The following is a 26538-nucleotide window of genomic DNA, read 5'->3' on the forward strand; positions in this document are numbered from 1 at the left end:
GGGTTATCGCCATTAGAGGCCGAACACAAATATTGGAAAACTTATAACAAGGTGGCCAGTTTTAGTTGACCACTACACTGAAAGAGCTGTTAACTTAGTAAGGGAGTTTGTCGCTTCTTCCAATAAAACTAATTGGAAAAGATACGTAATATTAAACGAAGAGGTTATAGGCTGCCCTGAAGTGACAAAAATAATTAAAAATATGCACTACTGGTACAAAAATAATGGCTGTGTAGCTGGCGCTATTGTTGTATCCAACAGTATCCAAAAGGTTGTTTTTAGCACACCTAACGAAAAAGAAAGGATATTTCATTGTCCGGTAGAAGCATGGAATTGGCTGGCCGAGTTAAACAAGCCAATTAAAGACGATCCTCATTGTGACACTTCCCAATAACAAATATCTATTCAAGCTTATGTGTATTTGATAATATACACATTCTACTTAGCTACCTCGTAGCTAAAAAGACCATAGAGCAATACCATTGGTCGGGCATTCTGCCTTTGCTCACAATCATAAATGACTTAATTTCTAAGTCACCAATCCAAACACAAATACTACCTGGTACCTTACCGAGCTTTGTCGTGTTTATAACATTCAACTAGCAGTTAATCACTGCACCATTAATAAGTAGGAGCATATTATGCAGACTAAAAAAACTAACGACGTTTCAGATGTCTTTACAAATAACGAACCCTTAGAATCAAGCGAAAATCAAAACGTCGCAAGAAAACTATAATTATATGAATTATATGGAAATTATATGGGGACAGACCACCATTAATGAAAAGCTTCCAACTGGGAAAAATGGGGTCCGGTACATTAAGTTCTTAGTTGATTACTACAGACTTTAGTAAACGTGGTGATTTATTTAAAGTAAGCCTAAAGATGTGAATGAAAATAGGCTTGTGTTAAGGATGAGTGACAAAAAGCATTAGCACAAAGAACGCGATGATTACTGTATTGAAGCCGATGATATAAGCAAACCCTTTGATACCCTCTTTAACAGTGTACCCTTTAGAGTTGAGGTACCACCACCAAATGCCGCACATAATAACGGGTAATAAGAAAAAAAGACGGATCATAAATACGTATCAAGTGGTTGATTAATAAAAGTATGATAGTTGATTTTAGTACTCTTTGCACTGAAAGTTGATAAAAACCGTTAAACACGGGTTCTTATGCCAGTTGAATTATTCTCTTGTCGGCCTTACCTCTTTTTAATGGAAGGCTGAACGGTTTTGACAATGGATGTAATAAATACTGATTTGCTTTCGCTAGCTGTGATTATACTCAGTTGCGGATTACTTTTGTTGGTGATGCTAAAACTGGTAAAGTGGAGTAAGAAAATGCCGAAAGGGGCCTTCATATTTTTGGCACTTTTCCCATTGATTTCTATTTTTCCAATTCCGCCACAAGAAATAAAAAAATTAGAAAAAATAAAACAGCAACCAGTAAAAAAAGAAAAGGAGAACTCAGAGCCTAATGAAGACTCTGAATAAACATTTTCTAATTAATCGTTTACTCTGTTTTGCTTCTCAATAAGCGCTGTTAATGGTTTTCTAATACTATATAAAAATAGCAAGCTAGGGATCACCATCGCGGAGGTTAAAATGAAAAATAATGCCCAATTGCCATCAAGCCAGTCAACAATAATACCCGAATAAGAACCTACCATTACTCGGCCAAAGGTACCTAACGATGCCATTAATGCATATTGGCTGGCGGTAAAGCTTTTATTGCAAAGCACTGAAAGTAATGCAACAAAAGCGACTGACCCCCAAGCGGAGGTAAAGCCATCAACAAAAACTGTTAAGGCGAATAATGCTTTATCTGGGCCAACAACCGCCATCACAGAAAAGAGCAAATTACTCGCAGACATAGCAATACCACCAATAAATAACCCTTTCAGAATTCCGAAACGTATAGTGAATATACTTCCTAACAAAGAGAACACGATTGTAGTGCCCCAGTTAATGAGTTTCGAATAATAGGCAATGTCTTCGTTGGAAAAACCGACTTCCCGATAGAAAACGATCGACATGCGTCCTAAGTAGGCTTCGCCAATTTTAAACAGAAAAATAAACATCAAAATAGAGAACGCTAATTTGGTGCCATTACGCGTGAAAAACTCTTGTATAGGAGAAACCAAGGTCGCTAATAACCAAGCAGTGAGCTTATGAACGCGATGTATACTTGGCCTACTATTATCTACTAATTCATGATGAGAAATACTGCGGTTAAGCCTGGTTAATTGCCGATAGAATAAGGCAATTAAACATATCACCGTGAATGATAATATATGAAAACGATAGCTTAAACTGATCACCGTTTCTGGCCAATGCGGGTAACCAATGTTAGCGTAAATAATGGCAGAGAAAATTAACGGAATAATCAATAAAATAAGCCAAGCTTCGCGTGTGTAATGTGGCAGTACATTTACGTAATCGGTTTGTATTTTATTAAGCACCGCTTCACGGTTGTTTTCATCGGGCTCTTTAACGATAAAAGCGGTTAACATTAGTAGTAACATGATAGCGGCTAACACTAAAAACACTTCTGACCACTGCCATTGCGGATCACTGGCTAAAATAAACGGAATGCTGCCAAGACCTGCATAGCCTGTCCACCAACCGGCAGTTGCCATAGCAGAACCAGCGGCCATTAAGTTGTTATCTTTTGCTTGTAAAATATCAATTCGATAAGCATCAATGGCGATGTCTTGCGTGGCTCCTGCAATTGCGATAACTAAGCCGAAAAACGCCATTAGGTGCAACTGGTGTTTTACATCAAAGGCACTCAGTTGTAGAGCTGCCATAACGATAATAGCCTGTGTCGCGATAATCCAACTTCGTCGTTGTCCAAAGCTCGCTGTTAGCCAAGGTAGTTTTATTCTATCTGCTAATGGAGACCATAAAAAGTTAATGCTGTAAGCCGCGAATATTAAACCAAATAAGCCAATACTTGAACGGCTTAATCCCTCATCTTTTAACCAGCCGGTCATGGCTGAGCCTACCATTACCCAAGGAAATCCACTAGCAACGCCAAAGAAGAAAACCGTTAATAATCGTTTATTTTTAAAATATAGAAGTGTTTGTTTAATACTATGCACGGAAATTTATGTTGCGGTAAGTAAAGCTACTAGCAGGGTAACAGGTTATAAAAAAGGACAGAAGGAAAAACTGATTAGGTGCCGAAGTTTTATGCAAGAGGTCTCCAGCCAATACAATCAATTGGGTAGCTGCCAATGCCTTCAAAAAAGTCGATACAGGTTTTAATTTCACTTTGAAAATATAAATTGGTGAGCAGCGATTGGCTGCCATGTAGTGAAAATTGATGTATTACATGCCAAAACACTCGTTCTTTTGCACTTCCTGGTGTTTCATCTGTAACGTGGATAAGTGTCCACTCTTCCATGGTGTCATTAACAAAGCGGTCAAGTTCAGTGTAATGTAATGTTTTGTCGATAACTGCCTTAACGTATGCTGCCGTTTGTAAAATTTTTTCATTGATAAACTGCTCAATGACCATGACTTTCCCCAATTGAGTTCTCGAGTATGCTTGATCTACCGTTAGATGAACTAGCTGAGATGGTGTGCAAGTCTGATTGTTGTTTTTGTTGAGAGGTTGCCACACGTACTCTTTTAGTTATCGTTGATAAATAGAGTTCTGTCAAAAATTTTACGTGTATTACTACAATGAAGTAAGATTAACATGCGAGCAGCAAGGTACTCGCAATAGAGATAGGTCGTTGAGAAAAGTTATTGTCCTTCAAGTAATAAGGTTGCTTTTACTAATATCACTTGCTCAATCGGTACATCTTCCCAACCAAGTTCTTCATTAAAATCTGTTTTTACTTTTGCCATCTCTGCAACAATTTCCTCACCTTCAACGATTAAACCAAATACGGTATAACCCCAACTCTTGCCTGGGTCTAAATTTGTGTTTTCGCCAACATTAAAGAAAAACTGTCGGTTAGCGCTATGGGGTTCGCGCTCTCTAGCCATGGCGATGGTACCGGGAATATTTTTCAATCCGTTTCCAGATTCGTTGACAATATTACCATTCGTTTTCTTTATTTTAAGATCGGTATCATAACCACCGCCTTGTACAACAAAGTCTTCAATAATACGGTGAAAAATCGTGTTGTTATACTCGCCATTTACTACATACGTTAAAAAGTTATCGACAGTTAACGGTGCTTTAACACGATCAAGCTCAACAATAATGCTGCCTTTATTGGTTTCAAATTTTACTTTTGGATATAAATTGTATGGATCTAGCGCCATATTTTGCGCAAAGGTTTGTTGTATGAAACATGTTAAAATTAAGAGCAAATACTTCATTATGTTACCTATTGTACCGAAGCGCGTTGAACAAATTGTTGTAATTCTGGATCTTGTACCACTTGCGTGAGTAAATCGCTAAGCTGTTGATTAAAATCTCTTTCAAGCACAGCCATATCAGCTTTTAATACGCCATTGCTCGTACTTCGACTATTAAAGGTTTTTGTTAATGTTTTATCACCGCCAGAAAACTGTACAGTTAAACGAATAACAGATTGACTAGCATATTTGGAAAGCGATTGTTCAACGGTAATTTTTGCTTGGTTTATCACTAAGCGCAATTGATTTGCTGACGCAGATGAAACATCTAGGCCACTTTTTTTTAAGCCAGCAGTAAATGCAGTGGCAATATCTGTTTGTAAAGGAGTACGAGAGGTGACGATTTGAGCTGCACTGTCTTCTTTTACAATCTCTAATACATGATGTGCGGTACGCATATCTTCTACCTTCACGGAAGCATGCTGCCCAGAATAATGATTATTCGATGGTAAAAGTAATTGTGGAGTAACAATGAAAGCACTTGGTGCCGTGCTACATGCTGTGATTATAGCACTAGTTGCGATTATCGTGCTAATCGCGAAAAAGCGACGAAAATATAGGATTTTATTCATGAGTTAATAGCCGTAAATCTTCCGATAGTTTGTTATATTCCTTGCTCAACATTAACACACATTCGTGTGTGTTGAATATGTTAGCTTAGTTGCTTTGCATCTCTTTATGTTGATTTATTATTTTAGAAAAGATGATTTAAAAACGTGTGTATTCATATTTCAATATCAAACATAAAATTGTAAATATCACAGATCAATCTTTTCTTATTTAATGACCCTTACATTTCAATAATGCTCTATATGAAGTGTCAATTTAGATCCCCTGCAACTACGGTAGCGGCGTTTAAAGCATAGTAAGCCTCGGTCTTTATTATTCCTTTCATTTCCATCAATAGCACACTATATGCGTATTAATAGTACTATTTCTTATTAGTTATATTTTTTTAATACATTATACAAAGTGTAAATATAATGTATGCAATCTTTACAGGGGTGTTAATGGGGTGTAGTATCGGCTGAGCATAATGTATACAATATATTAAAAAATAAGTGTCCATTATGTTCTCTGTTACAACTCAGGAAACACAATAATGATAAAGACAAAAAGAATATTAAAACGCTCAGCTTGTGCATTAGCCGTTGCATCAGCTGTTGCGATAACAACACCAGCTTTTGCAAATGATGCTTTCAACGGTACAGTAAAAGGGGTTATTTCTTCGGCAAATAACCAACAACTTGCAGGCGCTACTATCACTTTAACGCATAAAACCAAAGGTATTACGCGAACGATCACGACAGATCAAAATGGTAATTACACCTTACGTAAATTGCCTATTGGTTTGTACACGATGAAAATTGAAAAACCAGGTTTTGAACAAACTCAAACACAAGACTTGCTGGTGAAAGTAGGTAGTGCCATTGTTTACAATGGTGTGCTTTATTCTAGCGGCACTGATATGGAAACCATTCAAGTTACCGGTAGTCGAATTGCGCCCGTAAATATGGACTCTTCAGCAGGTGGCATTGTGATCACTGCAGAAGAACTTGAACGTCTACCCGTTGAAACTGGCTTTGAGTCTATCGCTTTACTTGCACCAGGTGTTGTTGGCAATAATAGTTTTGGCGCTTCAAGTGTTGGTGGTAGCTCTTCTGCAGAAAATGCCTATTACCTAAATGGTATTAACATTACCTCTATAAAAACGGGAATTGGCTCCATAAGTTTACCTTGGGAAGCAGTAGCGCAAACTGAAGTGATGACAGGCGGTATTGCTCCTGAATTTGGTGGCGCATTAGGTGGTATTGTTAATGCTGTTTCTAAATCGGGTTCAAATGAATGGGAATTTGGCGCTTACGGCCGTATCGACCCTGCTGCAACTCAGTCTCAACACGATAACATACTAACGACGGAAGGCGACTATTTTTCAAATACAGAGCAAGATGAAAGTACGTTTACCCGTGCTTCTATTTGGGCAAGTGGCGCAATAATTGAAGATTCATTATTCTTTTACGGTATCTACGCGCCGCAAAAAAATGAATACGATGCCGCAGGTAGCAATACGATTGATATTGGTGAAAACACGTCAGATCGTTATTTGGCAACTCTTGACTGGTTTATTAATGATGATCATTCAATTACCGCAACGGCTATTGGCTTTACCAATAAAGGTAAAGGTAAAACTTATGCTAATGATTGGGAAACTCAAGATGTTGGCGAGGAATTAAGCCATTATAAATCACGTAGTGGTGGCGATATTTTTGGTTTAACTTACTCGGGTATTTTAAATGATGACATGTCAGTTGAAGTAGTTGCAGGTAGAACTAAAGATAAAACGTATAATACTGCGACAAGTAGCGATCCACTTGTTTGGTCACAATTGACAGGTGGGTGGGTTAAATTATCTAGAGAAACCGCTTCATCAATTACGGAAAGTGAGTTTGTACGTGATCAGTTTCGTGCTGACTTTAGTTGGATGCTAGAAGATCATGATATTAAAATTGGTTTTGATTATACCAATATTTCCATTGAGTATGAAAACAGTCCTAATGGGGTTGGTGATCGTGCCGGGTGGTGGGAAGTATTCTACGCATGGGCGAATAACCCAGTAGGTTATCCAGTAGGTGACCCATATATCCGCCAACGTGTTCGTACCGATTTTACCGATTCAGAAGTAAGTTCTAGTGCTTTATATATTCAAGATACTTGGGCTGTTACCGATCAATTGGTGTTAAACCTTGGTTTACGATATTCAAATGTGTACAACACCGTGTCTGATGGTCGTAAATATGTTGATGTGAAAGGCCAATTTGCACCGCGTGTACAAGCAATTTATGACTTAGATGGCGAAGGCACTTCAAAAGTTTATGCAACATTTGGACGTTATTTTCAGCCTGTATCTGCTAACATGAACATTACTCAAGGTGGCCAACGTCGTGATGTGCGAAGTTATTATGAAGTAGGTCAAGTTGATGCCAATGGTGAAGTTGTACTGGATGCTGATGGCGCACCGAACGTTGGTGCTTTCATCGGGGAAAATGTTGTACAAGAAGGCATTAGTGAACCTACATTAATCGCTAGTCAAGATATGGAGTCTATGTATTCAGATGAATTCACCATTGGTTATGAAACTGAACTTATGGATGGCGATCTTGTTTACGGTATTCGCGGTATTTATCGTGAATTAAAACGCTCAATTGAAGACACTGATTATGCACCAGTAATACAACAATGGTTTGCAGATAATGATATGGCCGGTGCGCCATATAGTGCATATGTGCTGAATAACCCTGGTTCGGGTTTAGACATTAGCTATGATTTTGACGGTGACGGTGTTGCTGAACGAGTAAATATACCAGCGAGTTATATTGGCTTACCTGAGCCTGAACGTAAATATGGTGCGATTGAAAATACGCTATCAGGTAAAATTGGTGAGAAATTTAATTTCAATGCATCATACACTTGGTCGCATAGTTGGGGTAACACAGAAGGTTTAGTACGAACTGATAATGGTCAGGCTGATCCAGGTTGGACGACTTCATACGACTACGCTGAGTTAATGGATCATTCAAATGGTAATTTACCAAATGATCGTCGCCACTCATTTAAACTGAATGGCTACTATCAAATCAATGATGAACTAACACTTGGTTTTAATACCCGTTTAACATCAGGTGTGCCAATTAGTAAATTCTCACGTCATCCATTAGGTGTTGATAGCTGTGCCGCTGGTTCGGTTTGGGAAGCATGTTCTGGCGCGAGTTATGGTCATGTTGCCTTTTATGATACCGACGGTAACCCTGCACCCCGAGGTGTTTACGGTGAAACTGATTGGCTCAAGGAGTTTGATATGAGCCTTGCCTATAATACTACGCTTGGTGAAGGTGATTTAATGTTGAAAGCGACGGTTTATAATGTATTTAACTTTGATACACAAACCGCTGTGCAACAAGCCTTTTCGCGCGATGGTGATAACGGTATTGAAGAAAACCCAAATTGGGGTATGACGACAGGTCGTTTAGGCGCTCGTTATGTTAGCTTTGAAGCACGTTATAGCTTTTAAGTGAAAGTAAATACCGTGTTTAAATAACGCGGATTTTTTAAACGCTCGAAGTTAGCTTCGAGCGTTTTATTTTGTCGCAGAAAAAATAACGAATTTTTTATTACTGGCCACTAACGTTGCGTTACCGAAAATACGCTTTAATTTGATATGGTAGCCTAACTGTCTATTACCAACGATAGTTAACTTTCCACCTTGTTTTAACACACGATAACAATCGTTAAACATTTGCCATGCGATATGATCGGTAGTGGCATTTTGTTGATGAAAAGGAGGGTTACATACAATACTATCGGCGCTTGCGGCTGATTCATCGGTTAGGCAATCATTTACCATAAACCGGCATTGATTTAATAGTTGTGGATAATTATGCTTCACAGTGTCATGAGCAGATGCTACAGCCATATAAGACTCGTCACTAAACGTTATCTTTGCTTGTGATTGTTGCGCTAACAGATGTAAACCGAGAACGCCATTACCACAACCTAAATCAATCACATGTTCATTTTCAGAAATTGTGGGTAGGTGAGAAAGTAGTAATTGGGCGCCAATGTCTAATTTATCTCGAGCAAAAACATTCGCATGATTAATAATTTCGAATTGATGTGGCTCTGTTTTCCAGCGTTTTACCCTAGGAAAAGTACTATCAGTTATTTCTGCATCAAGTTTTGAAAATACTAACCGTGATTTTTTTACCGCTAATGACGTTGTAGTAGCTCCCAAGTAACGCTCGAAAAACTTCAAGGTATTGCTGTGTATGTTTTTTGCTTTGTCGGCGGCGATAAATATAATGTTACTCTGATAAGCTTGTCGTATTTTCTGTAACTGTTCCTTGAGTAAATTATTACTCTTAGGAATCTTATACAGCACAACATCAACCTTTGCTGGTAATTCAGCAAGACTGTTAATTTGCGTTAAATTTTTAAGCGATAAGTGGTTATGTTCAGCATTCTTTTTTAAACCACATTCACTAATGTAAGAATCAGATACGCTAGTGACATGATGTTCAGGAAAATTTAACGATATTGCGCCATAGCTATCATTCATCACTAATATATGGCTTTCTGGGGTAATTAATGCTGATTCTTGCAAATAATTAATAATATATTCATCTGCGGAATCCCATGCTTGTAAACTACGTGTTACTTGATTTGCGGGGTATCTTTCTAAAAATAAGTTTTGATCATTTACAATAAAAGGGCTAATCATGGCGTTTGTAAAATATAGATTGGCTGGAAGCAGAAAACACATTGTGCCAAAATTCGTGATTCGACTCTATCATTAATTAAGAGCTTGCTATTAATATTCCTCTACCAGATGCTGACATTACTTTTTTACCTCATTTTATTGCCTTAACTGACAGCAAATCATTAGTTCAGCAACTGTATTCCAATATTCAATGGCGTCATGATGAATTAATCATGTATGGAAAGCGTGTAAAAGTTCCTCGGCTACAAGCATGGTATGGTGATCAGGGTACTGATTACACCTACACACAATTAACAATGTCGCCGTTACCTTGGACCGAACAATTACTTATGCTGAAACAGCAAGTAAGTAATGCAACTGGTGCAGAGTTTAATTCAGTATTGGCCAATTGTTATCGAAATCATCAAGACTCTGTTGCTTGGCATAGCGACGATGAACCAGAGTTAGGTGAAACCCCCGTGATCGCGTCATTATCACTGGGAGCTGAACGTTTTTTTCATTTAAAACATAAGGTAAAACCCATAACCCATAAATTTAAGTTACCCTCAGGTAGCTTACTGATTATGAAAGGAAATACCCAAAAATACTGGCAGCATGCGGTACTTAAATCACGTATCCATGCATCTATGCGTATTAATTTAACCTTTCGAAAAATAATTAAATAAATTTTAGTTTTACTAGCAAAGAGTTAGTGTTTTAAGCGATAATTTAGCCGTCTAGATAGATGGCTAAATTAGTATGACTAACTAGACTTAATCATGAGCATGATGAAAAATAACAAGGGAATTTTATGAGTATTGAAGTTGTCATTGAAGAAAAACTCTTGTCGGCATTTTCTCCCATTCACTTAGATGTAGTTAATGAAAGTCACCAACATAATGTAGCACCCGGCAGTGAATCACATTTTAAGGTTATAATTGTTGCAAAATCGTTTGAAGGAGAGCGACTAATTAAGCGCCATAGAGCCGTTAATGCTACGCTGTCAGAAGAATTGTCTGAGCACATACATGCATTAGCACTACATACCTATACTGAAAAAGAATGGTTAGAATATTATGCTGATAACACGCCGCTATCACCAAAGTGCTTAGGCGGCAGTAAAAAAGAACAGCGTATCTAATTTATTTAGCTGTTATGCCAATAGAGCCATAAGGTGATGTTATCTTATGGCTTTTTTGTTTCCTGCGATGTAAAAGCTTGCTAAGCTGTAGCGTACAAAAATAAGAAAATTTATTGACTACTATGTCTGTGTCTAAACTCGAATCATTCGTTAAACATCTCGATACCTTTACTGAATATACTGGCCGTATTATTTCATGGTTTACCTTAATCATGGTGCTACTCACTTTTACCATTGTTGTACTGCGATATGGTTTCAATATTGGTTGGATTGCCATGCAAGAGTCCGTGCTTTATTTTCATGGGTTTGCTTTTATGTTGGGCGCAGCTTATACCCTAAAACATGATGGACATGTGCGTGTTGATATTTTTTATCAAAAATTTTCCTCGAAAAATAAAGCAAGAGTAAATTTTTGGGGTAGCTTGTTGTTATTGCTACCGGTGTGTATTGCTATCGCAGTGGTCAGTTGGGATTATGTATCAACGTCTTGGCGAATATTAGAAGCATCAAGTGAGGCTGGTGGTCTGCCTTTAGTTTTTCTAAGTAAGTCATTATTACTATTGCTTGCTCTAACGCTAAGTATACAAGGAGTCGCTGAAATTTTAAGAAGCCTCATGCAACTGCAAAACAAGCAGGAGATCAGATAATGGAATATTTGTCTTTAGTCATGTTTTTAGTCGTCTGCATTGTGTTGTTATTTGGATATCCTGTAGCGTTAACTTTAGCTGGTACTTCATTAATTTTCGCAGGTGTTGGTTGGGTTTTTGGTGTTTTTGAAGTTGGATTTTTGAACGCATTACCAAATAGAATCTTTGGTGTGATCAACAATCAAACGTTATTAGCGGTTCCCTTATTTGTTTTTATGGGAGCGATGCTTGAGCGGGCAAAAATTGCTGAAAATTTACTGAATGCCATGTCTATATTATTAGGGCGTTTTAAAGGTGGTTTAGGTATTTCAGTAACACTAGTGGGAATGTTACTTGCTGCAAGCACCGGTATTGTTGGTGCAACTGTGGTTACCATGGGGTTATTATCATTACCTACCATGCTTAAGCGTGGTTATAGCCCACAATTTTCAACGGGAATTATTTGTGCAACGGGTACCTTAGGACAGATTATTCCACCTTCAATCGCATTAGTACTATTAGGTGATGTGCTTTCAAGCGCCTATCAACAGGCACAGTTGAATATGGGCATATTCAGCCCTGAAACAGTTTCAGTAGGGGATTTATTTGCCGGTGCAGTCATACCAGGACTACTGTTGGTAAGCATGTACTTACTTTACTGCGTTATATATTCAGTGATTAAACCTGAACAGGTGCCTAGCTTAACCGAAAAAGATATCAAAGATATTAAGCAGGAACGCTCAATTATTGAGTTAATGTTTTCAGCGTTGATCCCACCTTTATTGCTAATTGTTGCAGTGCTAGGTTCTATTTTATTAGGTTTTGCCACGCCAACTGAAGCAGCTGGTGTTGGTGCAACAGGCTCAATTTTGTTAGCGCTTTGGCAAAGACAATTAACATTCATTAATTTAAAAGCGGTGATGGATAGTAGCTTAAAAATAACCTCGATGGTGTTTTTGATTTTTATCGGAGCTAGTTTATTTTCCTTAGTGTTTCGTGGGTTTGGAGGTGAAGATCTCGTTCATAGCTTTTTCCAACAAATGCCAGGTGGTGTGGTTGGCGCTATTGTTATTGTGATGGCGATTATCTTTTTACTCGGCTTTATTTTAGATTTTATTGAGATCACGTTTGTTGTTGTACCTATTGTTGCTCCTATTTTATTATCCATGGGGGTTGATCCTCTCTGGTTAGGGATCATGATAGCGATAAACTTACAAACATCATTTTTGACACCTCCGTTTGGTTTCGCTTTATTTTATTTAAGAGGCGTAGCGTCATCTGCGGTAAAAACAGCTTCAATATACAAAGGTGTTATTCCATTTATCATTATACAATTGATACTATTGGTGGTGTTAGCTCAATGGCCAGAGCTAGTAACATGGTTGCCTGAAAAAATTTACGGTTAATAATCAAGAGGGAAGGAATACCAATGACAACAAATATAATAAAAAAATGGTTGATAGGGTGTATAGCATTTGTTGCTTTAGTTGGTTGTAATAGCGAACAAAAGCAAGATACCAATGCGAATGCGCAACAACAAAAACAATACCAATGGAAATTAGTGACTTCTTGGCCGAAAAACTTTCCCGGTTTAGGGTTAGGCCCAGAGACTTTTGCTAAGTATGTCAATGAAATGAGTGCAGGTCGATTGACGGTAAAAGTTTATGGTGCCGGAGAGCTCGTACCTGGTTTTGAAGTCTTTGATGCGGTTTCTCAAGGTACAGCCGATATGGGGCACAGTGGTGCCTATTATTGGAAAGGTAAAATGCCAGCGGCACCTATTTTTAGTGCTATTCCCTTTGGTATGACCGCAACAGAATTTAATGCTTGGCTGCACTTTGGCGGTGGTTTAGAGATGTGGCAAGCATTATATAAACCGTTCGGGGTTGTGCCAATGGCTGGTGGTAATTCAGGTGCACAATTTGCTGGTTGGTTTAAAAAAGAAATCAACAGTGTTGAAGATCTTAAAGGCTTAAAAATGCGTATTCCTGGTCTTGGCGGTGAAGTATTAAAACGTGCGGGTGCTATTCCGGTAAATTTGACGGGTGGCGAAATATTTTCTTCTTTGCAAAGTGGTGCGATTGATGCGTCAGAATGGGTTGGCCCATATAACGATTTAGCGTTTGGTTTTCATCAAGCGGCAGAGTATTACTATTCATCTGTATGGCATGAAACTGGCACAAATTTAGAGTTTTTAGTCAATGAAAAGGCGTTAAACTCTTTACCTGAGGACCTACAGAAAATTGTTGAAGTCGCCGCTCGCGCAGTGAATCAAAACATGCTTGATGAATACAACGCCCGTAATAACAATGCGTTACAAACACTTATTAACAAACATAATGTGCAAGTAAAGCAATTTCCTGTTGATGTAATGCTAGCGTTAAAAAATTACACCAAAGAAGTGATCGAAGAAAAAGCCAATGCTGATGAAACATTTGCAAAGGTTTGGGCGTCGTATAGTGAATTTCTAACCAATGCGCGCCAATATAACGATTTAACAATGAAAGCCTATTATGAAAATCGTTAAATCATAATTTTAATCATGGCGCTTGCATTGCGAGCGCTTTTTTCAACTGCTCGTACCTCTTAATTTAATAACAAGGGTACACTATGCGGCAATTTAGTAAGAACAACACGAAAGGCGTTTATATGGTCATCAAACCTAAAATCCGTGGCTTCATCTGTACAAATGCACACCCAGCAGGGTGTGAAGCTCATGTTAATGAACAAATAGCATATGTAAAAAGCCAACCTCAACCGGAAAACAAACCTAAAAATGTGTTAGTGATTGGGGCATCCACCGGTTATGGATTGGCATCTCGTATCACGGCTGCTTTCGGCTGTGGTGCAAAAACCTTAGGTATTTTCTTTGAGAAGGCACCTACTGATAGAAAAACAGCCTCAGCGGGTTGGTACAATACCTCAGCATTTCAAAAAGCTGCTGATGAAGCAGGATTGTGGTCAAAAAATATAAATGGCGATGCCTTTTCCCATGAGCTGAAAGCGAAAGCGATTGAAGTCATCAAAGAAGAATTTGGCCAAGTAGATTTGATCATATACAGCTTAGCTTCTCCACGTCGTACAGATCCTGACACAGGTGAAGTTTATTCATCAACGTTAAAACCTATCGGACAAAGCGTTACTACAAAGAATTTAAATACTTCAAAACGCATTATTGACTCAGTTAGTGTAGAACAAGCAAGCGAAGAAGAAATTCAAGGTACTGTTGATGTTATGGGTGGTGCTGATTGGGAATTATGGATCAAAGCATTACAAGAAGCAGATGTATTAGCCGAAGGTTTTAAAACAACGGCATACACTTATATAGGTAAAAAGCTAACGTGGCCAATATATGGTCATGCAACCATCGGGCGTGCAAAAGAAGATCTTGATCGTGCAGCGAGTGCAATTAAAGCCTCAACTGACAATATTTCAGGTCAAGCATATGTAACGTCATTAAATGCTGTTGTAACACAGGCAAGTTCTGCGATACCTATTATGCCACTATATATTTCAGCGATGTTTAAAGTGATGAAAAGTGACGGCACATATCAAGGCTGTATTGAACAGATTCAATCTTTATTCAATGAAAATTTATATAGTAATACACCGCGTTTTGATGAAGCTGGTCGTTTAAGCCAAAATTATAAAGAGCTTGAAGATAGCGTACAAGAACGTGTGCAAACGATTTGGGATGCTGTTGACAGCGATACCATTGATGAACTTACGGATTATGAAAGCTACCATAATGAATTTTTAAAGCTATTTGGCTTTAATGTTGCTGGTGTTGATTATGAAGCGGACCTTAGTCCAGTGACAGAGATAAATAATTTAGTGTAAAAATTACTAACTTATAACTGTTGATGTTAAAAAAGAGCAATGATTTTATCACATTGCTCTTTTTTGTTTTTATAAGATTATTAAAATCGAGTGATTAGTCTAAAAAAACAGCAAAGTCGTAAAAATAATACAGAAAGTGTTACAGGATAATGGCGCAATTCTCTAAAATTATGCTAAAATTCGTGCCAGAATATTTTTAACTTAAGAGCCGGTAGATACTTTTTGTTAGCGTAATGTTAATAAAGAGCTTTTCTACTGAAATACACTGAAATCAAATGTTTTCTCACTTAATTACTTTAAGGTTTTGATTTAAAAGTACTTAGGTGAGAAATCGGCTGATTTTTACTCCCGTCAAAGTAGTGCAAGTGTTTATGATTACAATAAAAAAAGGTCTGGATGTTCCTGTTCAAGGTGCTCCCCAGCAAGTAATCCATGATGGTCCGTCCATCAAAAGCGTTGCGACACTCGGTGAAGAGTATGTGGGTATGCGACCAACCATGTTTGTTAAAGTGGGTGATCGTGTTAAAAAAGGTCAAGCGCTTTTTGAAGACAAAAAGAATGCTGGCGTTAAATTCACAGCTCAAGCTGCAGGTGTAGTAACAGAAGTCAATCGTGGTGAAAAGCGTGTGTTACAGTCTGTTGTTATTACTCTCAATGAAGAGTCAGATAATAACGAACAAGAAACATTCGCTAAATATGCTGAATCTGATTTAGCCACCATTAACCGTGAAGATGTTGTTAGCAACTTGGTTAATTCTGGTTTATGGACCGCACTTAGAACGCGTCCATATAGTAAAATTCCAGCGATAGACACCACCCCAAAAGCTATTTTCATTAGCGCAATGGATACTAATCCGTTAGCCGCAGATCCTGAAGTGATCATTAATGAACAAAGCGAAGCCTTCAAACACGGTTTAACGGTATTAAGCCGTTTAACAGAAGGTAAAGTTTTTGTTTCTAAAGCGCCTAATGCAAGTATTCCAACAACAGGTAATGAAGAAGTTAATGAATTTTCAGGTAAACATCCTGCTGGTTTAGTAGGTACCCATATTCATTTCTTGTCACCAGTCGGTGCTGAAAGCATTGTTTGGCACATTGGTTACCAAGATGTTATTGCTTACGGTAAATTATTTACTACTGGCGAAATTGATGCAACACGCGTTGTTTCAATTGCAGGCCCTGAAGCAAAGAACCCAAGATTAATACGCACGCTTATTGGCGCAAGCACAGAACAGCTTATTGCTAATGAAGCTAATGATGTTGAATTACGCGTTATTTCTGGTTCTGTATTGCAAGGCTGTGAAGCTGCTGGCGTTCATGCTTATTTAGGACGTTATCACACACAAATTGCGATATTAAAAGAAGGCCGTGAGAAAGAGTTTATGGGGTATTTTTACCCAGGACCGAATAAATTTTCGGTGACTCGAGCTTACATGTCTCATCTTTTTCCAAGTAAATTATTTAACATGACAACAACAACTAATGGTAGCCCACGTGCCATGGTACCAATTGGTAACTATGAGCGTGTAATGCCGTTAGATGTACTCCCTACCGTGTTATTACGTGATTTATGTGCTGGAGATACCGATGGTGCTCAGCAACTTGGTGCTCTAGAGCTAGACGAAGAAGATTTAGCGTTATGTACGTTTGTTTGCCCAGGCAAAACAGACTACGGCGTATTACTTCGTGACTGTCTAACCACAATAGAGAAGGAAGGTTAGTCATGGGCTTGCAAAAGTTTATTGAAGATATCGAGCCGCATTTTGAAAAAGGCGGCAAACATGAAAAATGGTTCGCTTTATATGAAGCGGTAGCAACAGGCTTATTTACACCTGGTTATGTGACTAAAGGTAAAACGCACGTACGTGATAGCATTGACTTGAAACGTATTATGATCACTGTGTGGTTAGCTGTGTTTCCTGCCATGTTTTTTGGTATGTATAATATTGGTTTTCAAGCAACAGAAGCACTTGCTGCTGGTTATGCTTTACCAGAGTCATGGCAAGTTGGCTTGTTCCAATTATTAGGCGGTGAATTGACTGCTGATGCCGGCTGGTTTGCTATGATGCTCTATGGGGCATGCTTCTTCTTACCAATATATGCTGTTACTTTTATTGTAGGTGGCTTTTGGGAAGTTTTATTTGCGGCTGTGCGTAAGCATGAGGTTAATGAAGGCTTCTTTGTTTCATCTATTTTATTTGCATTGATTCTTCCTGCATCGATTCCATTATGGCAAGTTGCAATCGGCATCACTTTTGGTGTTGTTGTCGCAAAAGAAATCTTTGGTGGTACAGGTAAAAACTTCTTAAACCCTGCATTAGCAGGTCGTGCGTTTTTATTCTTCGCTTATCCATTAGAAATTTCTGGTGATGCAGTATGGGTAGCCGTTGATGGTTTCTCTGGTGCAACCGCATTAAGCGCTGCTGCCTCAGGTGAACTTAGCTACGCATTAGATGCAAGCTGGTGGGATGCTTTCTGGGGTTATATTCCAGGTTCTGTTGGTGAAGTATCTACATTCTGTATTTTGCTAGGTGGTGCTTATATCCTTTATAAAGGTATAGCTTCGTGGCGAATTGTCTTGGGTGTATTTTTAGGTATGGTGTTAACGTCTTATCTATTTAATATGATTGGTAGCGATACTAACCCGATGTTTGCTATGCCATGGTACTGGCACTTCGTACTCGGTGGCTTTGCCTTCGGTATGATGTTTATGGCGACAGACCCTGTTTCAGCTTCGTTTACCAATACAGGTAAGTACGCTTTTGGTGCCTTAGTCGGCATAATGGTAGTACTTGTACGTGTTGTAAACCCAGCATTCCCAGAAGGTATGATGTTAGCGATTTTATTTGCTAATTTATTCGCACCATTATTCGACTATTTTGTCGTTCAATCGAATGTGAAACGGAGGCTTGCACGTGTCAGCTAAAAAAGAAACATTTGGTAAAACGCTTGGATTTGTTATTGCGGTATGTTTAGCATGTGCTGCATTAGTATCAATTTCAGCGGTTCAATTAAAGCCTCTACAAGTTGAAAATAAACTATTTGATCAACAAACAAAAATTTTGCAAGCAGCAGATATTTTGTCAATGACAGATGGCACCAAAGCGTCAATTCAATCGACCTTTGAGCAATTTGTTGATGCGAAAATGATTGATTTAGACTCAGGTGAGTTTATTGAAGGCAGCCCGAAACTTTTTGATGAACGTCGTAACGCTCGTGATCCTGAAAAATCGTCAGATCTTGAGGAAGATATCGCAGGAATCAATCGTCGTTCACATACTGCTGTTGTTTACCTAGTGAGCAATGGTGCAGGTGAAATTGAAACTGTGGTATTACCTATCGTAGGTTCTGGTTTATGGGACTTAATGTATGGCTATGTTGGCTTAAAGTCAGATCTAAATACGGTTAGAAATCTTATTTATTCAGACCATAAGGAAACACCAGGCTTAGGGGCAGAAGTTATGAACCCTAAATGGGTTGCTAAATGGCCAGGTAAGAAAATTTACGATGAAGCGGGTAACGTTGCGATAGAACTTGTTAAAGGCGGTGCAAAAGCAAGCAATGAACATGGCGTTGATGCCTTGTCAGGTGCTACGCTAACAAGTAACGGTGTTACACGTACGTTGCAGTTTTGGTTTGGTGAAAAAGGTTATAAGCCTTTCATTACTAAATTTCGTACTCAGGAGGTTAAATAATGTCTGCTGATAACAAAGGTGTTTTAATAAAACCGATTGTAGATAATAACCCAATTGCGTTACAAGTATTAGGGATTTGTTCAGCATTAGCTGTTACAAGTTCAATGACTAATGCATTGGTGATGACAATTGCCGTTGTTATTGTGACTGGTTTTTCTAATTTGTTTATTTCGATTATTCGAAATCAAATTCCATCAAGTGTGCGTATTATCGTACAAATGGCAATTATCGCCTCGTTGGTAATTGTTGTTGACCAAGTGCTTAAAGCGTTTTCATACCAATTATCGAAAGAGCTATCAGTATATATTGGCTTGATCATTACCAACTGTATCGTTATGGGTAGAGCTGAAGCTTTTGCGATGAAAGAAAAGCCGGGTGTTAGCTTTTTAGATGGTATCGGTAACGGTTTAGGTTACGGTTTTATCCTTCTTGTTGTTGCTTTCTTCCGTGAGTTATTTGGTTTTGGTACCTTGTTTGGTATGGAAATTTTACCATTAATTCAAAACGGTGGTTGGTATCAAGCAAACGGTGTGTTGGTATTGCCTTTTAGCTCATTCTTTATCATTGGTTTTATCATTTGGGCGATTCGCCAATGGAAACCAGCTCAAGTTGAGAAGGATTAATCACGATGGAACATTACATAAGTTTATTTGTTAAATCGATTTTTATCGAAAACATCGCGTTAACCTTTTTCTTAGGGATGTGTACATTCTTAGCCGTTTCTAAAAAAGTAAGTACGGCGATAGGTTTAGGTGTAGCGGTTATTGTTGTACTTGGTATCGCAGTACCTGCTAACCAAGTTATTTACCAAGCGATTTTAGCGCCAGGTGCTCTAGATAGTGTATTAGGGATTACAGATCCTGCTGAATCAGTTGATTTAAGCTTTTTATCTTTTATTACCTTTATCGGCGTAATTGCAGCGTTAGTACAGATCCTTGAAATGGTACTAGATAAATATTTCCCACCGCTTTATAACGCACTGGGGATATTTCTACCGTTAATCACAGTAAACTGTGCAATTTTCGGTGCGGTATCGTTTATGGTTGCTCGTAACTACACTTTAACTGAGTCACTTATTTACGGTATTGGCTCTGGTGTTGGTTGGGCATTGGCTATCATCTTACTTGCAGGTCTTCGTGAAAAAATGAAGTATTCTGATGTACCAGATGGCCTTAAAGGATTGGGTATTACGTTTATTACTGCAGGATTGATGGCATTTGGCTTTCTTTCTTTCGGTGGTATTTCGTTATAATAAGATTAACGTAGAAAGTAAGTTCTGCTTGCTTTCTCAAGATAAGTGCTAAGGAAAAGTCGATGGAAATTATTCTCGGCGTATCGATGTTTACAGCAATTGTTGTTGCACTTGTTTTGGTAATTTTATTTGCCAAATCTAAGTTAGTTTCAACAGGAAATGTAACCATTTCAATTAATGGCGACCCTGATAAAGCTGTTACGGCTCCTGCCGGTGGCAAGTTATTAGGTGTATTAGCCGATCAAGGTATATTTATCCCGTCAGCCTGTGGTGGCGGTGGTACATGTGGTCAGTGTCGAGTAGACATTCATTCTGGTGGCGGTGACATCTTGCCAACGGAACAAGGCCATATTACTAAACGTGAAGCAAAAGATGGTTGTCGTTTAGCATGTCAAGTTGCTGTAAAGCAAGATTTAGACATTGAGCTAGAAGACGAAATTTTTGGTGTTCAACAATGGGAATGTGAAGTTATCTCAAATGATAACAAAGCAACATTCATCAAAGAATTAAAGCTTAAAATTCCTGATGGTGAATCAGTACCATTTCGTGCTGGCGGTTATATTCAAATTGAAGCTCCTGCGCATCATGTTAAATACAAAGATTTTGATATAGAAGATCAGTATCGTGGTGATTGGGAGCACTTTGGCTTTTTTGATGTTGAATCAAAAGTTGATGAACCTACACTACGTGCCTACTCAATGGCTAACTATCCAGAGGAAGAAGGCATTATTATGCTTAACGTGCGTATTGCTACGCCTCCTCCAGGAAAGTTACATTTGCCTGCAGGTAAAATGTCTTCATTTATCTTTAACTTGAAGCCTGGTGATAAAGTGACAATTTCAGGTCCATTTGGTGAGTTCTTCGCTAAAGATACTGACGCTGAAATGGTCTTTATCGGTGGTGGTGCTGGTATGGCTCCGATGCGTTCACATATTTTTGATCAGTTAAAACGTCTTAAATCTAAACGTAAAATGACATTCTGGTATGGTGCTCGCTCACTTCGTGAAATGTTCTACGAAGATGACTACAACATGTTAGCATCAGAAAATGATAATTTTGAATGGCATGTTGCCCTGTCAGATCCACAGCCTGAAGATGATTGGGATGGCTTAACAGGTTTTATTCATAATGTATTGTATGAACAATACTTAAAAGATCATGAAGCTCCAGAAGACTGTGAATACTACATGTGTGGTCCACCAATGATGAACGCAGCAGTTATTCACATGTTGCAAGATCTTGGTGTGGAAGATGAGAACATCATGTTAGATGACTTTGGTGGCTAACATTAGATCATATTATGGTTAGTTTAAAAAGGTAGCTTCGGCTGCCTTTTTGTTTACATAGAGTAAAGAAGGTTAATAGGACTATTTACATGAATAAATTTTTATACGGTATCGTTTTCTTTGCCTTGATAATGCTTGCAGGTTGTTACCCAAGTAATGAGTTACAAAAAGAGCAGATACACCTTCAAGGCATCACGATGGGAACTGTGTCCTATAATATTAAATATATTGTTCAACCAGCAGAACAGGGCCAGTCGATTCCGGATGAAAGCGTGATACATGAAAACGTAGAACAAATTTTAAAACAACTGAATCAAGATATGTCTAACTGGATCTCAGATTCAGAGCTTTCTAAATTTAATACGCATCATTCTATGGAGCCAGTTGAAATATCGGAAGGTTTAAGACGTGTGTTAGCGGAATCTATTCGGCTAGGCCACCTAAGCGATGGTAAGCTTGATGTTACCATCGGACCGTTAATTAACTTATGGGGATTTGGGCCTGAAGGGCGTCCAGAGAAAGCGCCAACACAAGATGAAATTGCACAGGCCAAAGCCCGTATTGGTATTGATAAATTAACACTTGAAGGAAATATGCTCGCTAAGGGGATTCCTGATCTTTACGTTGATCTATCAACCATTGCTAAAGGGTATGCGGTTGACTTAGTTGCTGAATATTTAGATGAAGTTGGTGCTCATAATTACCTTGTAGAGATAGGGGGTGAATTACGTGCAAAAGGCTTTAAACATACTGGTGAATTATGGTCGGTTGCGATAGAAAAACCTGTAACCACTGAACGGGCTGTGCATCAAATTATCATTCCAAAAGATAATGCGATTGCCACATCAGGAGACTATCGAAAATATTTTGAAGAAAATGGTCAACGTTTTTCTCATATTATTGATCCGGAGACAGGTAAACCGATAAATCATACTCTAGTGTCTGTTACGGTAATTCATCCATCTTCAATGACAGCCGACGGTCTATCCACCGCCATGATGTTAATGGGGCCTGAAAAAGCATTTGCGTTTGCAGAAGAACATCAACTAGCTGCTTACTTGATTAGTAAATCAGATAATGGCTTTATTGAGCAAATTACGGTAGAATTTATGCCGTATTTAAAATAGTAATAGCTGAATGTAAGGGCTGTATAAATGGCAATATTTTTAGTGACCTTTGGCTTTTTTTTACTGATTGTTGTAGCAATGGCTGTTGGCTATATTTTTCAGCAAAAGTCACTTGCAGGTAGTTGTGGGGGCTTGGGCACCCTAGGTATCGATAAAGCATGCGATTGTGATGATCCTTGTGAAAAACGCCAAGAGAAAGAGCGTAAAGCTGCTATCAAAGCAGAACATAAAATAGATATCAAAAATATATAAAAATAGCGGCTGTAGCCGCTATTTTTTTCTTCTTCGTATAATTTAATTCTGATCACACACTAGCTCTTGCTAGTTTTCTAAACTTGCGTTAATTCATATAATATGGAATACTGTTTTTTTATACAGTTGATTTTGTTGGTTTGAGTCGCTCATTCGCTTTGAATATAAATGCCGTATGACAAACGTAAATATGCCTAATGAACAACGTAAAATAATCCATATAGATATGGATGCTTTTTACGTGTCAGTTGAAATACGAGACAATCCTGAACTGCAAGGTAAGCCGGTTGCCGTTGGCGGTCCTGGAAATACCAGAGGGGTGTTGTCGACATGTAATTACATAGCAAGAAAATATGGCGTACGTTCAGCTATGGCAAACAGTGTTGCGCTAAGAAAATGCCCTGAATTATTAATAGTACCGGGTAGAATGTCAGTGTATAAAGAAACGAGTTTAAGGCTTCATGAGATATTTCAACGCTATACATCAAAAATTGAACCGTTATCACTTGATGAGGCCTACTTAGATGTAACTGACTGCCCATTATTTTCAGGTTCTGCAACCTTGATCGCGCAAGATATCAGAAACGTAATATTTGATGAATTACAGTTAACAGCATCGGCTGGTATCGCACCACTAAAATTTCTTGCCAAAATCGCATCAGATCAACATAAACCCAATGGTCAATGTGTGATTGCGCCAGACAGTGTTATGGGGTTTATTGAAAGTATGCCATTGAATAAAATTCCTGGTGTTGGAAAAGTCACGTTTAGTAAACTTCAACAGCATGGCTTACATACGGGGGCGGATGTTAGAAGAAGCTCTCAAACTGCTTTAATGAAAACATTCGGTAAATTAGGCGCGTCTTTATGGCAAAAATGTCATGGCATAGATAATAGAGCGGTAGAGGTTACCAGAGTGAGAAAATCAGTTGGTGTTGAACACACGTTCTCTAAAGATAAAAATGAGCTTGATGAATTAACTGAGTATATGTTGCAGTCATTAATACCCGAGTTATTAACACGTTCAAAATCACATATCGCTGAACGCGGGATCAGTAAGCTCGGTGTAAAAGTAAAGTTTAACGATTTTCATCAAACTACCAAAGAAATACAACATCAAGATATTGATTCAGCGTCATTTATATTATTACTAAAAGAAGCATTATCGCGAGGTGAAGGTAAACCTGTTAGGTTGTTAGGGGTTCATATTGGATTAAAAGATATTGAACCAAAGGTAAATCATCAATATCAATTTGAATTAGCGTTGCCTGCCAACTAACTGCATTATTAATTACGATAATTTGACATTAAAATAGCATGTGTTGATCTGTAAAATAGACAGTAAACAATAAAGTGAAATTACAAGGGTTATGGTTTTTTATGACGGCATAACCCTTATTGTATCAGAAGATGCTTTAAAGCTTACTTAACATCAAAACGATCTAACATCATTACTTTAGTCCAAGCGGCTATAAAATCTTCAACAAATTTATCTTTTGCATCGATACAAGCATATACTTCCGCTAATGCTCTTAACTCAGAATTAGAGGCAAAAACTAAATCACAACGTGTTGCAGACCAGCGTTCTTCACCCGATTTGCGATCAATACCTTTGTAGAGATTATATTCTTCGGATTTTTGCCATTGTGTTTTCATATCAAGTAAGTTGATGAAATAATCATTAGTTAGTTTGCCAGGAGTATCGGTTAAAATACCATGATTGCTTTGTAAGTAATTGATATTCATTGCTCTAAAGCCACCAATAAGCACCGTCATTTCTGGCGCTGTTAACGTGAGTAAGTTTGCTTTATCTAACATTAACTCTTCGGGTGTTGTACCCAGATCGCTTTGGCTATAATTTTTAAACGCATCAGCCTTGGGCTCTAAAACTGCAAAGGACTCTACATCTGTATGCTCCTGCGTTGCGTCAACTCTTCCAGGTGTGAATGGCACCAAAACGTTTTGACCTGCGTTTCGGCAAGCTATTTCAATACCTACATTGCCGGCAAGCACAATCACATCTGCCAGAGAAACGTGTTTATTGGTTTTTTCTTTAAAGCCAGATTGAACAATTTTTAGCGTACTTATGGTTTTTTTAAGTTGGTCAGGTTGATTTACTGGCCAACTGTTTTGTGGAGCTAAAGCGATTCTTGCGCCATTTGCACCGCCACGTTTATCTGAGTCACGATAGGTTGACGCTGCTGACCAAGCAGTGAAAATCATGGTTGATATAGGTATGTTTGTTTGTTCAATGTGCTGCTTTAAAAGATCGATATCTGTATCGCTAATTGAGTCGTAGGTATTGTTAGGTAAAGGGTCTTGCCAAATAAAGTCTTCGGTTGGAACCTCTTCACCTAAATAACGGCTTTTTGGCCCCATGTCTCTATGAGTCAATTTAAACCAAGCGCGCGTAAATGCTGCTGCAAATGCGTCAGGATTTTGATGAAAATGTTTTGAAATTGGCGCGTAAATAGGATCCATTTTTAGTGCCATATCTGCAGTGCTCATAATAGTGGGGATTTTTTTAGTAGCATCATGTGCGGTTGGCACTAGATGTTCGTCCTTAGGATTGATCGGCGCCCATTGCCATGCGCCAGCAGGGCTTTTTACTAATTCCCAGTCATAAGAAAATAATACATCAAAATAACCATTATCCCATTGAGTAGGGTTTGCTGTCCAAGCACCTTCTACGCCACTGGTCGTTGTATCATTGCCTTTGCCTGTGCCATGAGTATTAATCCATCCAAGACCTACATTTTCTAAGGGGGATGCTTCTGGTTCTGGACCTACATTGCTAGCATCTCCTGCACCGTGACATTTACCAAACGTATGTCCACCAGCTATCAGTGCAACGGTTTCTTCATCATTCATTGCCATACGAGCAAAGGTTTCTCTAATGTCTTTACCTGAGCCTAAAATATCTGGTTCACCGTTTGGTCCTTCTGGGTTAACATAAATTAACCCCATTTCAACAGCAGCTAGTGGGTTGTCTAAATCACGTTCACCTGAATAACGCTTGTCAGTTAACCATTCTTTTTCTACGCCCCAGTAAATATCTTCTTCAGGATGCCAAATGTCTTCTCTACCACCACCAAAACCTATTGGTTTTAAGCCCATAGATTCAATGGCACAATTTCCTGTTAAAATCATTAAATCTGCCCATGAAAGGCTTTTACCGTATTTTTGCTTGATTGGCCAAAGTAATCTTCTGGCTTTATCGAGGTTACCGTTATCTGGCCAACTATTGAGCGGTGCAAATCGTTGATTGCCAGCAGAAGCTCCACCGCGCCCATCACCTTCACGATAAGTCCCTGCACTGTGCCATGCCATTCTGATAAATAGTGGGCCATAATGGCCATAGTCAGCGGGCCACCAATCTTGGGAGTTAGTCATTAACTGAATTAGGTCAGCTTTTAATTGTTTGTAATCAATAGACTTAAAGTGTTCTGCATAGTTGAATGTGCTATCCATTGGGTTAGCTTTTCTATCATGCTGTCGTAGAATTCTTAAATTTAATAAGTTCGGCCACCATTCAGTATTTGTTGTACCGCTATCGCCAACTTTTGTGTTACTACCATGGGTAAATGGACATTTGCTTGGCTGTTGTTTTACATCACTCATTGTTTGAATTCCTTGACATCATTTTATGAAAGTAAATCGATAAATCATCACTATAACTATA

Annotated in this window: 24 protein-coding genes; 18 read left to right on the top strand and 6 right to left on the bottom strand. The window is 38.5% G+C overall.

The genetic code is table 11. The annotated features are described in order from the left end of the window. The first annotated feature begins 202 nt into the window (after window positions 1-202). Both Q4489_RS16580 and Q4489_RS16585 read left to right on the top strand, forming a co-directional pair. Window positions 203-394 carry a hypothetical protein gene (locus Q4489_RS16580; RefSeq protein WP_303482565.1) on the top strand — a complete coding sequence of 64 codons (192 nt, stop codon included), beginning with the start codon at window positions 203-205 and terminating at the stop codon, window positions 392-394. 851 nt (window positions 395-1245) lie between these two features. Then, the gene (locus Q4489_RS16585; protein ID WP_303482567.1) at window positions 1246-1500 is read left to right on the top strand and encodes a hypothetical protein; all 255 of its coding nucleotides are present in this window, start codon (window positions 1246-1248) and stop codon (window positions 1498-1500) included. 11 nt (window positions 1501-1511) lie between these two features. Here Q4489_RS16585 and Q4489_RS16590 read toward each other — a convergent pair whose 3' ends face one another. The 4 genes from Q4489_RS16590 to Q4489_RS16605 form a co-directional block, all read right to left on the bottom strand. Beyond that, window positions 1512-3110 carry an MFS transporter gene (locus Q4489_RS16590; RefSeq protein WP_303482569.1) on the bottom strand — a complete coding sequence of 533 codons (1599 nt, stop codon included), beginning with the start codon at window positions 3108-3110 and terminating at the stop codon, window positions 1512-1514. An 89-nt stretch (window positions 3111-3199) separates the two neighbouring features. Then, on the bottom strand, window positions 3200-3634 hold the full coding sequence (locus Q4489_RS16595; protein ID WP_303482571.1) for a hypothetical protein: 435 nt from the start codon (window positions 3632-3634) through the stop codon (window positions 3200-3202). A gap of 125 nt (window positions 3635-3759) precedes the next feature. After that, window positions 3760-4347 (bottom strand): peptidylprolyl isomerase, encoded by a 588-nt coding sequence (locus Q4489_RS16600; protein WP_303482628.1) that lies wholly within the window; start codon window positions 4345-4347, stop codon window positions 3760-3762. A 5-nt stretch (window positions 4348-4352) separates the two neighbouring features. After that, window positions 4353-4955 (bottom strand): YajG family lipoprotein, encoded by a 603-nt coding sequence (locus Q4489_RS16605; RefSeq protein WP_303482574.1) that lies wholly within the window; start codon window positions 4953-4955, stop codon window positions 4353-4355. Between the two features lie 530 nt (window positions 4956-5485). Between Q4489_RS16605 and Q4489_RS16610 the strand changes: the two genes are divergently transcribed. Then, window positions 5486-8452, top strand: a complete 2967-nt coding sequence (locus Q4489_RS16610; protein WP_303482577.1) for a TonB-dependent receptor — start codon at window positions 5486-5488, stop codon at window positions 8450-8452. 66 nt (window positions 8453-8518) lie between these two features. Here the strand turns inward: Q4489_RS16610 and Q4489_RS16615 are convergent, their stop codons facing one another. Further along, complete coding sequence (locus Q4489_RS16615) at window positions 8519-9658, bottom strand: methyltransferase (protein ID WP_303482580.1); 1140 nt, start codon at window positions 9656-9658, stop codon at window positions 8519-8521. A gap of 116 nt (window positions 9659-9774) precedes the next feature. Between Q4489_RS16615 and Q4489_RS16620 the strand changes: the two genes are divergently transcribed. From Q4489_RS16620 to dinB, 15 genes are all read left to right on the top strand, one after another. After that, window positions 9775-10323, top strand: a complete 549-nt coding sequence (locus Q4489_RS16620; RefSeq protein ID WP_303482631.1) for an alpha-ketoglutarate-dependent dioxygenase AlkB — start codon at window positions 9775-9777, stop codon at window positions 10321-10323. A 125-nt stretch (window positions 10324-10448) separates the two neighbouring features. Next, window positions 10449-10778, top strand: coding sequence for a BolA/IbaG family iron-sulfur metabolism protein (locus Q4489_RS16625; RefSeq protein WP_303482583.1), 330 nt, complete (start codon window positions 10449-10451; stop codon window positions 10776-10778). A gap of 122 nt (window positions 10779-10900) precedes the next feature. Beyond that, window positions 10901-11425 (top strand): TRAP transporter small permease subunit, encoded by a 525-nt coding sequence (locus Q4489_RS16630; protein WP_303482634.1) that lies wholly within the window; start codon window positions 10901-10903, stop codon window positions 11423-11425. Next, a complete protein-coding gene (locus Q4489_RS16635) occupies window positions 11425-12810 on the top strand; it encodes a TRAP transporter large permease subunit (protein ID WP_303482586.1) in 1386 nt (461 codons plus the stop codon). Before Q4489_RS16630 ends, Q4489_RS16635 begins: the two co-directional genes overlap by 1 nt. A 23-nt stretch (window positions 12811-12833) precedes the next feature. Continuing rightward, window positions 12834-13931, top strand: a complete 1098-nt coding sequence (locus Q4489_RS16640) for a TRAP transporter substrate-binding protein (RefSeq protein WP_303482589.1) — start codon at window positions 12834-12836, stop codon at window positions 13929-13931. A 122-nt stretch (window positions 13932-14053) separates the two neighbouring features. Continuing rightward, entirely contained in the window at window positions 14054-15244 is a 1191-nt protein-coding gene (fabV, locus tag Q4489_RS16645; RefSeq protein ID WP_303482637.1) for an enoyl-ACP reductase FabV, read from the top strand. A gap of 371 nt (window positions 15245-15615) precedes the next feature. After that, window positions 15616-16965, top strand: a complete 1350-nt coding sequence (locus Q4489_RS16650; protein ID WP_303482592.1) for a Na(+)-translocating NADH-quinone reductase subunit A — start codon at window positions 15616-15618, stop codon at window positions 16963-16965. A gap of 2 nt (window positions 16966-16967) precedes the next feature. Next, window positions 16968-18170: an NADH:ubiquinone reductase (Na(+)-transporting) subunit B gene (locus tag Q4489_RS16655; RefSeq protein WP_303482596.1), complete on the top strand. Its 1203-nt coding sequence runs from the start codon at window positions 16968-16970 to the stop codon at window positions 18168-18170. Then, window positions 18160-18939 (top strand): Na(+)-translocating NADH-quinone reductase subunit C, encoded by a 780-nt coding sequence (locus Q4489_RS16660; RefSeq protein WP_303482598.1) that lies wholly within the window; start codon window positions 18160-18162, stop codon window positions 18937-18939. The genes Q4489_RS16655 and Q4489_RS16660 overlap by 11 nt, the downstream gene beginning before the upstream one ends. Further along, window positions 18939-19562 (top strand): NADH:ubiquinone reductase (Na(+)-transporting) subunit D, encoded by a 624-nt coding sequence (locus Q4489_RS16665; protein WP_303482601.1) that lies wholly within the window; start codon window positions 18939-18941, stop codon window positions 19560-19562. Before Q4489_RS16660 ends, Q4489_RS16665 begins: the two co-directional genes overlap by 1 nt. Before the next feature lie 5 nt (window positions 19563-19567). Beyond that, entirely contained in the window at window positions 19568-20191 is a 624-nt protein-coding gene (nqrE, locus tag Q4489_RS16670; RefSeq protein WP_303482603.1) for an NADH:ubiquinone reductase (Na(+)-transporting) subunit E, read from the top strand. A 62-nt stretch (window positions 20192-20253) separates the two neighbouring features. Further along, window positions 20254-21477 (top strand): NADH:ubiquinone reductase (Na(+)-transporting) subunit F, encoded by a 1224-nt coding sequence (nqrF, locus tag Q4489_RS16675; protein WP_303482605.1) that lies wholly within the window; start codon window positions 20254-20256, stop codon window positions 21475-21477. 89 nt (window positions 21478-21566) lie between these two features. Further along, entirely contained in the window at window positions 21567-22604 is a 1038-nt protein-coding gene (locus Q4489_RS16680) for an FAD:protein FMN transferase (RefSeq protein ID WP_303482607.1), read from the top strand. A gap of 27 nt (window positions 22605-22631) precedes the next feature. After that, the gene (gene nqrM, locus Q4489_RS16685; RefSeq protein ID WP_074497200.1) at window positions 22632-22856 is read left to right on the top strand and encodes a (Na+)-NQR maturation NqrM; all 225 of its coding nucleotides are present in this window, start codon (window positions 22632-22634) and stop codon (window positions 22854-22856) included. A gap of 175 nt (window positions 22857-23031) precedes the next feature. Beyond that, a complete protein-coding gene (gene dinB / locus Q4489_RS16690) occupies window positions 23032-24135 on the top strand; it encodes a DNA polymerase IV (protein ID WP_303482609.1) in 1104 nt (367 codons plus the stop codon). Window positions 24136-24278: 143 nt separating this feature from the next. Here the strand turns inward: dinB and katG are convergent, their stop codons facing one another. After that, on the bottom strand, window positions 24279-26477 hold the full coding sequence (gene katG, locus Q4489_RS16695; RefSeq protein WP_303482611.1) for a catalase/peroxidase HPI: 2199 nt from the start codon (window positions 26475-26477) through the stop codon (window positions 24279-24281). Between the last annotated feature and the right edge of the window lie 61 nt (window positions 26478-26538).

Origin of the sequence: Thalassotalea sp. 1_MG-2023 (genome assembly GCF_030546745.1) — a bacterium.
Taxonomy (GTDB): domain Bacteria; phylum Pseudomonadota; class Gammaproteobacteria; order Enterobacterales; family Alteromonadaceae; genus Thalassotalea_C.

Bases quoted from the DNA above. Each gene is read 5' to 3' on its own strand.
- Q4489_RS16580 (WP_303482565.1), top strand. From the start codon at position 203: ATGCACTACTGGTACAAAAATAATGGCTGTGTAGCTGGCGCTATTGTT.
- Q4489_RS16630 (WP_303482634.1), top strand. From the start codon at position 10,901: ATGTCTGTGTCTAAACTCGAATCATTCGTTAAACATCTCGATACCTTT.
- nqrM (WP_074497200.1), top strand. From the start codon at position 22,632: ATGGCAATATTTTTAGTGACCTTTGGCTTTTTTTTACTGATTGTTGTA.
- Q4489_RS16625 (WP_303482583.1), top strand. From the start codon at position 10,449: ATGAGTATTGAAGTTGTCATTGAAGAAAAACTCTTGTCGGCATTTTCT.
- katG (WP_303482611.1), bottom strand. From the start codon at position 26,477: ATGAGTGATGTAAAACAACAGCCAAGCAAATGTCCATTTACCCATGGT.
- Q4489_RS16650 (WP_303482592.1), top strand. From the start codon at position 15,616: ATGATTACAATAAAAAAAGGTCTGGATGTTCCTGTTCAAGGTGCTCCC.
- Q4489_RS16615 (WP_303482580.1), bottom strand. From the start codon at position 9,658: ATGATTAGCCCTTTTATTGTAAATGATCAAAACTTATTTTTAGAAAGA.
- nqrF (WP_303482605.1), top strand. From the start codon at position 20,254: ATGGAAATTATTCTCGGCGTATCGATGTTTACAGCAATTGTTGTTGCA.
- fabV (WP_303482637.1), top strand. From the start codon at position 14,054: ATGGTCATCAAACCTAAAATCCGTGGCTTCATCTGTACAAATGCACAC.
- dinB (WP_303482609.1), top strand. From the start codon at position 23,032: ATGACAAACGTAAATATGCCTAATGAACAACGTAAAATAATCCATATA.
- Q4489_RS16610 (WP_303482577.1), top strand. From the start codon at position 5,486: ATGATAAAGACAAAAAGAATATTAAAACGCTCAGCTTGTGCATTAGCC.
- Q4489_RS16680 (WP_303482607.1), top strand. From the start codon at position 21,567: ATGAATAAATTTTTATACGGTATCGTTTTCTTTGCCTTGATAATGCTT.
- Q4489_RS16665 (WP_303482601.1), top strand. From the start codon at position 18,939: ATGTCTGCTGATAACAAAGGTGTTTTAATAAAACCGATTGTAGATAAT.
- nqrE (WP_303482603.1), top strand. From the start codon at position 19,568: ATGGAACATTACATAAGTTTATTTGTTAAATCGATTTTTATCGAAAAC.
- Q4489_RS16655 (WP_303482596.1), top strand. From the start codon at position 16,968: ATGGGCTTGCAAAAGTTTATTGAAGATATCGAGCCGCATTTTGAAAAA.
- Q4489_RS16585 (WP_303482567.1), top strand. From the start codon at position 1,246: ATGGATGTAATAAATACTGATTTGCTTTCGCTAGCTGTGATTATACTC.
- Q4489_RS16635 (WP_303482586.1), top strand. From the start codon at position 11,425: ATGGAATATTTGTCTTTAGTCATGTTTTTAGTCGTCTGCATTGTGTTG.
- Q4489_RS16640 (WP_303482589.1), top strand. From the start codon at position 12,834: ATGACAACAAATATAATAAAAAAATGGTTGATAGGGTGTATAGCATTT.
- Q4489_RS16605 (WP_303482574.1), bottom strand. From the start codon at position 4,955: ATGAATAAAATCCTATATTTTCGTCGCTTTTTCGCGATTAGCACGATA.